Raw genomic sequence first — 12,511 nt, 5'->3', positions numbered from 1 at the left:
GACTCTGAATCACACCTCAGCCCAAATTAATAGGTCCTGAGCCTAAGCAATGCTTGAAGAGCGAAGCAATAGGCCGCCTTGAGTGCTCCGCCCGTTGACTTATTCGAGATTTCACTAACCTCGGAACGACTGATTCTGGCACTCCCCGGACCAAAGAGGTTAGTCCGCTTCGCCGGGAAAGGCCGACTTTCATTGAGAGGTCGGAAGGTGAAGGATTGACCCATTTCGGACCTACCAAAGCATTAACCTGTGCCAGGGGAGTGACAAACCATGTCCACCTTCCCCTGGTCTCCGCATCCTTCACAGTGAATGCCTGTCAGTAAGTCCAGTATTCGTGAGGATGCCTGTCCGATATATGTCGCCACGCCTTGCCAGTGCCCGCCAGGGACGGGCCTTCGTCAGCGCAATCTCATAACGCTGATCTTGGCGGTCGAGGACCGAATAGACAACGGCAGCCTCGCCCGTGGCCGGAGCCTGTGAGCTGACGTACCCATCCGGGCCTATCACCGCGCTGGGCAAGCCCTTGCTGCATTGGGCAGGTGTCGCCAATCCAATCCAGTAGCAGTTCGTGGCCGCATGAGCCTGTGCCTGGATTCCATACATCGGGTCTTTGCTGTACGCCGAGAACAGCAGGCAATCGACACCGAGCCCTTCGTACTCAGCAAAGAGCTCCGGGAACTGGACCTCGATGCAAAGCACCAAGCCGAACAGGAAGCTGTCGACCTCGAACACAAGGGGCGCGGATCCAGGGGTGTACTAATCCGTCACCTCGCTGTGCGAGCAGAACCGCTTGTTATATCGGCCGACGAGCCTGCCCCTGTCCGAGATGACATGGACGCTGTTGTGAGGGCGGTTCGGCGGAGGGAGCTGATGGTTGCAGCCCAGTGCGACCCAGATGCCAAGGCGCTGCGCTTGGGCCGCCACCTGCTCCAGTTCCTGGCTCAGCGTCTTCCAGTCGACATCATTCCAATCCCGGATCTGCGCCTTGCTATAGCCTGAAAGAGCGCCCTCAGTGAACTACACCAAGCGTGCCCCTTCCGTCGCAGCCTGGGCCATGAGATCTCGGATGTGGCTGCCATTGGCGCGGACATCAGGTGTGATCAGGCTCTGGGCCACGGCGATCTTGATCGAATCTATGCTCATGACAGGATGATCGCGCGGCGGTCTGAGTCTGCGCAATCAGCAGGACGCGCAATCCACCGGAACGTAGAGCGTCGAAGCGGCCGCTCCTGACACGCCTGAGACCTAGATCCGAAGGCAGCAATCCCAATTGAACCGAACGACCAGTTCCCCGGGGCAGGGGCGCTGACCTCGTTATCGCTCCTGTAGGCTCAAGTCTGCAGTCCTCACTTTCAGCACTCACCCCCGAGGGCCGCCTCGTGTTCGTTGGTAATGCCGGCGGCACACTCCAAGTCGAAACGTGGCAACCGATGCAGAACAATCAGATCCTGCTCGGCGTGTTCATGGGTCCGCTTTGCGAGAGGTCGGCCGTGCACAGCGCGGTCAATGAACTTCTCAAAAGCGCTGCCGAAAAGCGCTTTCAAGTCGTCATAGATCGGGTGTTCCCGCTGAGCGGTGCGTCGAAGGCTCATGAATATGCAGAGACAGGGAAGCCTCTCGGCCGGGTCGTGATGATGCCGTCAACTTGAGGAAGAAATCATTTGCGTCGGCCTCGGCACTCCGAACCCAGCGTAGAGCTATCGGCGCGTTACCCTCCGGAGGTCACACCATGATCGAAGCACTCGATCAGCATTTCGGTCAGGACACGCACCTTACGGACGGGATACTGAGCGGGGGGGCGAACAACATAGATCCCTGCCGGAGGTGGTGGATAGCGCTTCATAACGGGTAGAAGCGCGCCGGAAGCAACGTACTCATCCGTGATACCATCGGGGAGGTATGCGATCCCAAGGCCCGCTACGGCGGCTGCTACGAGAGCGACAGCGTTGTCAGCCTTGAAGCGCCCTCGCGGATTGACCGTGATGATTTTCTCGCCATCCATAAACTGCCACGCTTCGGTTCCCTGCATGAGTGCCTGGTGGGCAGCAAGATCCTCGGGCTTTTCGGGAGAACCATGTGTCTCGACATAGTCAGGACTCGCAACGAGCTTCCCGTAGATCGGCCCGACGCGTCTGGCGATCAGATTTGAGTCCTGAAGATAACCCACCCGGATGGCGCAATCATACCCCTCAGCGACAAGATCGACAACTTGATCGCTGTAGCAGGTCTGGATTTGCAGGAGCGGGTGGCGTCGCGCCATTTCCGCCAGCACGGGAGCGAAGTGGGTCGGTCCGAATGACAGCGGCGCAGCAACGCGCAGGCGCCCGCGAAGCTCACCGGCGGGCAGGATCGTCTCTTTTGCCACATCGATTTCCGCACAGACTCTGGCTGCATAATCCCGGAACGTGCTTCCCGCTTCAGTGAGGGACGCCCCTCGGGTCGTCCTTGCGAGAAGCTGGACACCCAGTTCCTCTTCCAACCGGACGAGCCGCCGGCTCACCATCGACTTTGAGACGCCAAGCCGCACCGCGGCAGCCGAAACACCTCCGGCGTCAGCAACCTCGACGAAAGTATGCAGCTCTTCGATGTCCAAGTTGGTGTTCCCCGATTCGCGACACAGCTCACCAAAAATGAGCACTACCGCATCATGGAGCGGAATGCGAGTGTTCGCGCCACCGGCAGCGCCGCTGTCAGCGCGAGCCGTTCAGTTCGTTCACCACACAAGTGACAGTAGAGGATTGCTCGATGAACTTTCGCAACGGCCTCGCATCGCTCCTTCGCCCGGAAGATTCGGTACTGGTTTTAATCGACCACCAGCCTTACCAGCTTGCGAACCTGAACAGCCACGAGCCGCAGATGGTGATCAACAACACTGTGGGTTTGGCTAAGGCAGCTAAGGCTTTCGGCGTGCCCACGATCCTGACCACCGTGATCGCCGAGCGGGGTGGTAACCTGTTCCCCCACATCGCAGACGTATTCCCAGGCCAGGAGATAATCGACCGGACGTTCATCAACACGTGGGAAGATAAGACGACAGTGGATGCGGTTAAGGCGACCGGCCGCAAACAGCTGATCATCGCCGGACTCTGGACTGAAGTCTGCGTCGCCATGCCGACGATCCAAGCCCTTGGCGAAGGCTGGGATGTAACGGTTGTAACTGACGCATCGGGCGGCACATCGGTCGAAGCGCATGAGGTCGCCATCCACCGCATGATCGCGGCCGGCGCGAACATGATGACGTGGCTGGCGGTTGCGTCTGAATGGCAGCGCGATTGGGCACGAATGGACACTGCGGCAAAGATAACGGACGTAGTCGTGCAGCATGCCGGCGGCAGCGGCATTGCGTTCCTGTGGGAACAGCAGTTGCTCAACACGCCCGTTCCTAAGAGCGCATGATGATCTAATCCAGGTGATGAGTGCCAAGCAGGAGCTTTGCGAAAAATCTGCCCAAGTGGCGCTCATCAACCCTTCCCAAGGGCATCATGGTGGATCGTATCATCCACCAGCGCGTACGTTTCGCCACCACCGTACGACCAACGCAATAGAGGATCATGAGCATGAGCTGGAACCCAGCAATCGAACCGGGATGTCCCGATGATGTTGGCTTTGACGCAATTGAAACCCTCATCGTTCCCCGGGCCCGCGACCTTGGCGGCTTTGAGGTTCGGCGTGCTTTGCCAGCGCCGAAGCGGCAGATGGTTGGGCCGTTCATCTTCTTCGACCAGGCTGGGCCGGCCGAGCTGTTGACCGGCCACGGCATCGATGTTCGGCCTCATCCGCATATCGGCCTTGGCACGGTCACCTACCTTTACCGCGGCGACTTCCATCACCGCGACAGCACCGGAGCGGACCAAATCATTCGTCCGGGTGAGTTGAACTGGATGGTTGCCGGGCGCGGCGTGTCGCATTCGGAGCGCACCACCGCGGCTGCACGAACCGGCCCGAACAGCTTGTTTGGGATCCAGACCTGGCTGGCTCTGCCGGAAAGACACGAGGACATGGAACCCACGTTCGAGCACCATAGCAAAGACGTGCTGCCGATGATCGAAGACCACGGGGTTTCGGTTCGGCTCATCCTAGGCAACGCCTACGGCAAGGTCGCGCCGGCCAGGATGTTCTCGGAGACGTTCTACGCTGATGTGAAGCTCGAACCCGGACGCCGGCTGCCGATGCCGGACGATCACGAAGACCGGAGCATCTACATCGTCGAGGGCTCGATCTCGATCGCCGGTCAGGATTTCCATGCACCGCAGATGATAGTCTTCCGCCCCGGCGACAGGATCACGGTCGCGGCCGGTGACCAAGGCGCGCGGTTGATGATCCTAGGCGGCGCCACGCTCAGCGGAGCGCGTTACATCTGGTGGAACTTTGTCGCCTCGTCCCAGGAGCGCATCGAAGAGGCCAAGGCCGAATGGCGCGCCCAGAACTGGGGCAAGGGACGCTTCGATCTGCCGATCGATGACCGGGACGAGCACATTCCTCTGCCGGACTGACCGGCGCTTATGCCGGCTCCCGTACAGAGCAGATGTTGGATGGAGAAAAAGCGGAATGACTAACAAGTGGCCTCACCTCGACTATCTCAGCTGGCGCGAAACCTGTTCCGCCCTGCATCTCTACCTGCAGGTTGCCGGCAAATACCGGCTTGCTCATTCACCGTGGCTAAACCATTCGTGGAACGCGACCTTTTATGTCACGCCTAGTGGCCTGGCATCCTCGCCGATCCCCGACGGCCCGGGCATCGAGATCCTGTTCGACCTTTTGGAACATAAGGTCGTCGGCACCAGCGGCGAAGGCCGCAACGCTTCGATCCCGCTAGGGCCGACCACGGTCGCGGCGTTCCACGGCAGTTTCGTGCAGTTGGTTTCGGAACTCGGCGGCACGCCGACCTTCAACGGGCAACCGAACGAGGTACCCAACCCGGTACCCTTCGCCGAAGATCATCGCGACAGGCCCTATGACCGCGACGCTGTTCAACGCTTTCATCAGGCGTCTGTGGCGGTAGATAAGGTCTTCAATCGGTTCCGCACGTCCTTTCTTGGCAAATCCAGCCCAGTTCACCTCTTCTGGGGCAGTTTCGATCTGGCTGTCACCCGGTTTTCGGGACGCCGCGCGCCGCTCCACCCCGGCGGCATTCCCGCCTTGCCCGACGATGTGGCGCAGGAGGCCTATGACCGTGAGGTCTCATCAGCCGGATTCTGGCCGGGCGGCGGGGGTATCGACTATCCTGCCTTCTACGCCTACGCCTATCCAGCGCCGAACGGCTTCAGGAGCGCGGCAGTCAGACCCGATGCCGCGTTCTGGCACGACGGCCTATCGGAGTTCATCCTCCCCTACCAAGCGGTGCAGTCAGCTTCCGACCCGGACGAAGCCCTCATGGCATTCCTAGTCTCGACCTACGAGGCTGCGGCCGACCTCGGAGGATGGGACCGCGACCTGCTGGAATGTGCGCAAGGACGGCCGCGCCAAGTGCGCCCGCCCGATGCCGAATTGGCGAAGGATGCGCCTTCGATAATCGACGGGACGATCGAGCGGGAAGATAGCGCATCGAAGGGGCGCTACCGGATCGTCATCGACGGTGCTGAAGCCGAAATGACTTACAGCCGGGCTGGTAATGGCCTGATCATCATCGACCATACCGAAGTTCCCGCGGTCTTGCGTGGCCGCAAAGTCGGCGAACGACTGGTGCGACAGGCGATCGAGGATGCCCGGCGCGAAGGTGTCGCCATCATTCCACTCTGCCCATTTGCGAAGGCGCAGATTGGCCGACATCCGGAATGGCAGGACGTATTGCGTCGTTCATAGGTCTGACGGCGATGGAATCGGACCTGCTGAGCTTTGGCCTGGAGGCAATTGCCAAGCGGCATCAAGCGAGAGGCCACACTATGAGCCACCTGCACCTGACATCGTTGGAGGATGTCATGTCTGTCAAAGACAAGGTGTTTCCTGAGAAGCCTTATCCGAACTGGACCGCAGTAGGAGTGAACTGGCTTGCAGTCTTTGATTTCGAGATCAAGGCAATTGCGCGGATCCCAGCGGCAGCCTAAACCACCACCGGATTTTGATCACGCGTTTGATTCAAATACGTCCTTCAGTGGGCAAGTATCGTGACCTATCAAACTCCTGGCCCAAAACGGAGCGATTCCCATGACTGTTCGCAAGTTCTCAATCGCCGACGCATCGTTCGAGCGCTCGCCTGGCCAAGATGGGGAGGTGTTCGCGGGCAATGTGATCGACCAGCGCCACGGTGGGCCGATCACCATCGGCTACGGCCGCTATGGACCCCACCAGAGCATCGACGAAACCCTTGCCGTGCACGATGTCATGGTGGTGCTTGAGGGGAGCCTGTCGGTCACGTCGAGTGCCGGCTCGGTCACCGCCGGTCCGGGCGAGTTCGTCTATATGCCTCAGGGCGAGGCGGTCACCATCCGGTCGCACGAGGAGGGGGCAATCACTGCCTACGTCACATATCCGCACTGGCAGGAGGCACATGAGTGACCGGACCCGCGTCCCTGGTCAGCAAGCCTGGATGAACGTCACCTTTCGGGTATCTGTAAAGATCCTTTGTAGGTCGGCAAATGNCCGCACTGGCAGGAGGCACATGAGTGACCGGACCCGCGTCCCTGGTCAGCAAGCCTGGATGAACGTCACCTTTCGGGTATCTGTAAAGATCCTTTGTAGGTCGGCAAATGGCACTCCCCGGACCAAAGAGGTTAGTCCGCTTCGCCGGGGAAGGCCGACTTTCATTGAGAGGTCGGAAGGTGAAGGATTGACCCGCACCGGACATCTGCCCGACCGGCGCCTCATCCTGTCTCTGGACCGGACCCGCTCACAGGAGGAAACTCGTTGGTGGCGAGCGGGGAGGACCCAGTCTTGGAGACAGGGTTTGAGGATGGGCCGACTCATGGCGCGGGAAGCGAGGCCGGCGGATTGCACGGCTCGGTTCTATCGGTCCGCCTGCGTTCCAGGGCGTGGCGCATTTACCACAAGCAGTCTGTAAATTGCTGAGGCGCGGACGTGAGATAGCCGGCTCACAACGTGCGACTAGGAACCTACGCCTATAGAATGGAAAGGGAATTCACGACCTTTGGAATGGTTTCAATTAGTACCACGCAACGTCTGACATGTTTCCCTGCGGCTTAGGACGCGTTGACCTTGTGTCAGGGGCGTGTTGAGCATGCGCCCCGAAAACTGAGAAATTGGATCCAAGGGACTATGTCCCTTTGAAGGAACTGGCGTCTTACAGGACGCAGCTGGGGCAGCAATGGCGAGCGACACCATCGATTTTCAAACCGTGAACGAGACGGACCTCGGCACTACCCCGACGGATGGGACAGGTGGCTCCACGGACATCCCGGGCAGGACCATTGAGATTTACTCGGCGGACGAAAGCCTTCAGAAGAGGGACATCAGTTGGATATACAGCGACAAACACCTTGAGGGAGTGATCACGACGCCTCTCGACGGGATCGTCGGGGACCTTGAAGCCGGCGACCCGGTCATCGTTATCAGGAGTGCGGACGGATCCGAGTTCTCATTCCAGGGTATAGACTTGATCGACCACCAGGGAGTCCAGTCCAGGGTAACGATCGAGGGTTTCCTGAATGGTGATAGCCTGGGTTCGGTTACCCTTGAAATCGACACAAGCGTCTATAACGAGACGTTTAGCTACTCCAATGGACTCACGTCCTCGATCTTCCAGTACGTCGATGAGATTCGCATCACGAACCCTGACGAGATCGATGGCCTAGGCAAGGTCAATTATCTTGCCCTCGATGAAATCGTCATCGGCCCTCCAGTGCCGCCAGCAGATATGGTCGGCCCCTCCGTCATATCCGTTTCCGCCCCCACCAACGGCACCTACGCCGCAGGTCAGGCGCTCAACTTCACCGTCAACTTTGATGAGGCCGTGACGGTCGATACCTCTGGCGGTGCTCCGCGCATTGCGATCGACGTCGGAGGGGTCACCGTCTACGCAAACTACCAGTCAGGCTCCGGGACGGGTACACTGACGTTCCGGTACGTCGTGCAGACCGGGGACGTGGATTCGAACGGCATCGCTCTCGGCACCTCGTCCCTCCAACTCAACGGCAGCACGCTCAAGGATGCGGCAGGCAACGACGCGACGTTGACACTGAACGGCATCCCCGCCACAGCCGGGGTGTACGTCGATGCCATTGCCCCTGTCGCACCGTCGGTTCCCGACCTTGCGGCAGGCAGCGACACTGGAATTTCCAACACGGACAACCTAACCAACGACGCCACCCCGACCTTCTCGGGAACGGGGGAGCCGGGTACGACCGTCCATCTCTACGCCGACGGTCTCGAGGTCGGAAGCGCGACGGTGAACGGTTCCGGCAACTGGACCGTCACGGCCATGTCCCTGGGGGCGGGAACGTTCACGTACAGCGCCCGGGTCCAGGACGCGGCGGGCAACCTCAGCGATCCCTCTCCCGGCACGACCGTCACCATCGATACTTCGGGACCGACCGTCTCGGCCCCGGACCTGGCAACGGCATCCGACACCGGAGACTCGAACACCGACAACACCACGAACATCGCCAGGCCGACCTTCACGGGTACGGCACCGGCCGGTACGGTCGTGTACCTGTTCATCGATTATGTCGGCAACGGCAATCCCACGGATCCCTTTAACGACCTCTTGGGAACCTTCACGGTTGGGTCCGACGGCACATGGAGCATCACCCCGACCTCCGACCTCGATGAGGGAACCCGGGTGTACAAGGCTCGTGGTCTCGATGAGGCAGGCAACTTCGGGCCGGTGTCGGCCACTCTGTGGTTGACCGTCGACAGGACCCCTCCTGCCGTGCCTGCCACGCCGGACCTCGTTTCGGGCAGTGATACTGGAAGGTCCAACTCCGACAACATCACCATTGACACCACCCCGACCTTCACCGGCTCGGGTGCCGAGCTCGCATCAGTCGTCAGGCTCTATGCCGACGGCGTCGAGATCGGCAGCGGCGTGACGGATGACTCCGGCAACTGGACCATCACGCCATCCACACCGATCTCAGGCACCCACGCGTACACTGTTCGCACAACCGATTCTGCCGGGAACGTGAGCGAATCGGCGGCCTTGACCGTCACCATCGACACCGTGGCCCCCGCCGCACCATCCGCCCCGGATCTGGTAGACGGCAGCGATGCCGGAGCGTCCAGCACGGACAACCTGACCAGCGACACAACCCCGACCTTCTCCGGCACGGCAGAGGCAGGTTCTACCGTCCGGCTCTATGCCGATGGCCTGCTGGTCGGCACGGCGACCGCGGATGGGGCAGGCAACTGGACCGTCACGGCATCCAACCTGTCTTCCGGGACCTACACGTTCACGACACGGGCCGAGGACGCAGCAGGCAACCTCAGCCCCGTCTCCTCCGGGACGACCGTCACCATCGATGCGACAGCCCCGGCCGCAACCCCCTCCGCATCGACGCCCGCCGACAACTCGACCACCGTTCAGCCCGGGGACAACATCACACTGCGCTTCAGCGAGCCTGTCGTGACAGGAGCTGGCGGGAACATCATCCTCTACAACCAGACGGACGGCACGGTCCTCGAGTTGATCCCCTACAACTCTCCGGCCATCACCGGATGGGGAACCGACGCGATCACGATCAATCCCAGCGTCCTCCTTCCTGAAGGGAAGACGATCTCTGTTCGATGGGATGGAAGCGTCTTCCAGGACGCTTCAGGCAACTTCGTGGCCGTGAACGTGTCGGGCACCTTTTACGACTTCGTCGTTGCGGATACTCCTGTCGCGCCGACGGCCACGAACCTGACGCAGGCGCTTGGCTTCACCGAAGACGGCGCCTCTGTGAATCTCGGCGACATCGTCGTTACCGATCCCAATGCCGGCGAGGTCATCACGGCGACGCTCACCTTGAGCAACCCTGCGGCAGGTTTCCTGTCCGTCGGAACCTACGGCTCCGCGACCGCGACCTTCAACGCCGGGATCGGGGTGTGGACGGTCACCGGGTCTGTCACTGATGTGAACGATGCGCTGGCTGCCGTGCAGTTCACGCCTGCACCCAACTGGGATCAGGACGTCACCATCACCACCCGCATCCGCGATGCCGCCGGCATGGGTCCGGAGGATGGGGCCATCACGTTGAGTGCGACCCCGGTGAATGATGCGCCGGTGGCGACGGCGCCGGCCAGCATCTCGGTGATGGAGGACACACCGACGCCGCTGACCGGCATCTCATTCTCCGATGCCGATGCGGGTTCGGCCCCTGTCACTGTAACCTTCAGCGTGCCGGCGGGATCGCTATCCGCGATCAGCGCCCCCGGAGTGACGGTCGGCGGAAGCGCATCGGCCCTGACGCTGACCGGCACGATCACCGACATCAACGCCTTCCTTGCGGCCAACGGCGTGGTCTATGCGCCGGCTCCGAACGACACCACCACCAGGGTGCTGACGGTCTCGATCAATGACAATGGGAATTCCGGCGGTGGCGCACTGAGCGACACTACCACCATCAACCTGGGCATTACCGCAGTCAATGACGTGCCCACCGTCACGGTGCCCGCGATAATGATGGCCTCAGAGGACGTGCCGGTCGCCCTGACGGGGATCACCGTGTCGGATGCCGATGCCGCATCAGGATCGGTGACCGTCACCTTCTCCGTGCCCGAGGGGATGCTCGCCGGGGCGAGCGGCGGCGGCGTGACCATAGGTGGCACTGCAGCCGCAATCACGTTGACGGGCACCGTGGCCGACATCAACGCCTACATCGCCGCGAGCAACCTGACCTACACGGGCGCGCTCAACGCCAGCGGCGAGGTGAATGTGCACGTATCGATCAGTGACCACGGGAATACCGGCTCTGGCGGCGCGCAGGCGGACAGCGACGACCTCATCGTCAGGATCACTCCCGTCAACGATGCACCGGTTCTCACGGGGGCTGCCACAGTCAGCTGGGCCGAGGGGAACGCGCCTGTCGCGGTGGCCGCGAGCCTCACGATCTCGGACGTGGACAGCAGCAACATCATCGGCGCCAGCGTCACCCTTTCGGACTTCAGAGCGGGCGACGTGCTTGCGGTCGGCACGCCCGGACCCTTTACTGCGTCCTATGATGCCGCCACCGGCGTGCTGACGCTGACCGGCACCGGATCCCGCGCGCAGATAGAGACGGCGCTGCGCTCCGTCACCTTCGCGTCCACCAGCGAGGATCCGACGGCAGCGGGGACGGACAACACGCGCCTGGTCGAGATCCGGGTGACGGACGACGGGACGGAGAACAAAACCTCTGCGCCTCTCCCCAGCTCCATCCTGCTGACCGGTGTCAATGATCGGCCTGTGGCAGTGCCGACCACCGGCCCGGCCGTCTTCACCCCTGGTGCGGGCCCGGCCAGCCTGGACCCGGCGATCGAGCTTTCGGACACCGACAGCGCGAACCTGACGCAGGCAATCATCACGCTGTCCTCCCGCCCCAATGGCACCAGCGAGTTGCTTGGCTTGACCTCGACGGCAGTGAGTGTGGCCCTCGCTCATGGCCTGACCGTGGTCTACAATGGTGCGACTGGCGTCCTGACGGTCACGGGCACGGCTTCCGTTGCCGCGTACGAGCAGGTACTACGGGGTATCTCCTACAACAACGATGCCTCGTCCCCTGACGCCTCGCCCCGGACCATCACCTTCTCCGAGCGGGACGACAGCGGCGATGCCGCCACCCAGGACAGCATCGTGGTTGAACGGATGCTGCTGATCGACAGCCTGCCGACGGTGTCGACCAACACGGGGGCCACGGTGGCCGAAGGGTCAACCGGCACCGTGATCAGCGCGAGCATGCTGACGGCGACCGATGTCGAGACGCCTGATCCGGCCCAGATCATCTTCACGCTCACGACGCTTCCGTCTCACGGCGTACTGCACAAGGGTGGCGTTGCGTTAGGTCTCAACGGCACGTTCACCCAGCAGGACATCGACAGCGGCCTGATTACCTTTACCCATGGCGGCGCCGAGGCTTCCTCCGACAGCTTCGGCTTCTCCGTTACCGATGCCGCAGGTGTCGTCAGAACGGGCCAGACGTTCGCCATCACCGTCTCGCCCGTGAACGATGCTGCCGTCATTGCCGGCACGGCGACGGGTGCCGTGGTCGAGGATGCTGCCCTGGTGGCAAGCGGCACCCTGACGGTCACTGATGCCGAGGACGGCGAGGCAGGCTTCCAGGCCCAGGCGGACGTGACGGGCACCTACGGCACTTTCGCCTTCGATGCAGCCACGGGCCAATGGACCTATACCCTGGACAATGCCGGCGCGGCCGTGCAGGCCCTGCGCGAGGGAGAGGTCCGGCAGGAGACGTTCACCGTCAAGTCGCTTGACGGCACGATGCACACTGTGACCGTCGTCGTTACCGGCACGAAGGATGCGGATGTGATCGACGGTGTGGACGTGGGCCGCACTGAGACCGTCAATGGCGACGGCTCAGTCTCACAGGTGGTGACGATCCCGGTCGTGAGGGGAAGCCGGAGCGAGACAGACGGCGACGTC

Annotated in this window: 7 protein-coding genes and 3 pseudogenes; 7 read left to right on the top strand and 3 right to left on the bottom strand. The window is 61.6% G+C overall.

Annotated elements, in window-relative coordinates:
- Positions 1-300: 300 nt before the first annotated feature.
- Both LG661_RS22810 and LG661_RS25175 read right to left on the bottom strand, forming a co-directional pair.
- Positions 301-978: pseudogene (locus LG661_RS22810) on the bottom strand (carbon-nitrogen hydrolase family protein).
- A gap of 39 nt (positions 979-1,017) precedes the next feature.
- A complete protein-coding gene (locus LG661_RS25175) occupies positions 1,018-1,143 on the bottom strand; it encodes a hypothetical protein (protein ID WP_268995508.1) in 126 nt (41 codons plus the stop codon).
- Positions 1,144-1,304: 161 nt separating this feature from the next.
- Between LG661_RS25175 and LG661_RS22805 the strand changes: the two are divergent.
- A pseudogene (locus LG661_RS22805) lies at positions 1,305-1,649 on the top strand (zinc-binding dehydrogenase); the annotation flags it as partial.
- Between the two features lie 59 nt (positions 1,650-1,708).
- Here the strand turns inward: LG661_RS22805 and LG661_RS22800 are convergent.
- A complete protein-coding gene (locus LG661_RS22800; protein WP_230534290.1) occupies positions 1,709-2,593 on the bottom strand; it encodes a LysR family transcriptional regulator in 885 nt (294 codons plus the stop codon).
- 152 nt (positions 2,594-2,745) lie between these two features.
- Between LG661_RS22800 and LG661_RS22795 the strand changes: the two genes are divergently transcribed.
- The 6 genes and pseudogenes from LG661_RS22795 to LG661_RS22770 all read left to right on the top strand — a co-directional run.
- Entirely contained in the window at positions 2,746-3,396 is a 651-nt protein-coding gene (locus tag LG661_RS22795) for a hydrolase (protein WP_230534289.1), read from the top strand.
- 161 nt (positions 3,397-3,557) lie between these two features.
- Positions 3,558-4,493 (top strand): pirin family protein, encoded by a 936-nt coding sequence (locus LG661_RS22790; protein ID WP_230534288.1) that lies wholly within the window; start codon positions 3,558-3,560, stop codon positions 4,491-4,493.
- A 55-nt stretch (positions 4,494-4,548) separates the two neighbouring features.
- On the top strand, positions 4,549-5,802 hold the full coding sequence (locus LG661_RS22785; RefSeq protein ID WP_230534287.1) for a DUF5996 family protein: 1,254 nt from the start codon (positions 4,549-4,551) through the stop codon (positions 5,800-5,802).
- A 107-nt stretch (positions 5,803-5,909) separates the two neighbouring features.
- Positions 5,910-6,044 (top strand): annotated as a pseudogene (locus LG661_RS22780) (RidA family protein); the annotation flags it as partial.
- A gap of 100 nt (positions 6,045-6,144) precedes the next feature.
- On the top strand, positions 6,145-6,495 hold the full coding sequence (locus tag LG661_RS22775; protein WP_230534286.1) for an AraC-like ligand-binding domain-containing protein: 351 nt from the start codon (positions 6,145-6,147) through the stop codon (positions 6,493-6,495).
- A 766-nt stretch (positions 6,496-7,261) separates the two neighbouring features.
- A partial coding sequence (locus LG661_RS22770; RefSeq protein WP_230534285.1) for a beta strand repeat-containing protein occupies positions 7,262-12,511 on the top strand: 5,250 nt, incomplete at its 3' end.

It is taken from the genome of Microvirga roseola, from assembly GCF_020866965.1.
Lineage (GTDB): Bacteria > Pseudomonadota > Alphaproteobacteria > Rhizobiales > Beijerinckiaceae > Microvirga > Microvirga roseola.
Note: the sequence above shows the minus strand (reverse complement) of the source record. Positions and strands in the feature narration are given on the sequence as shown.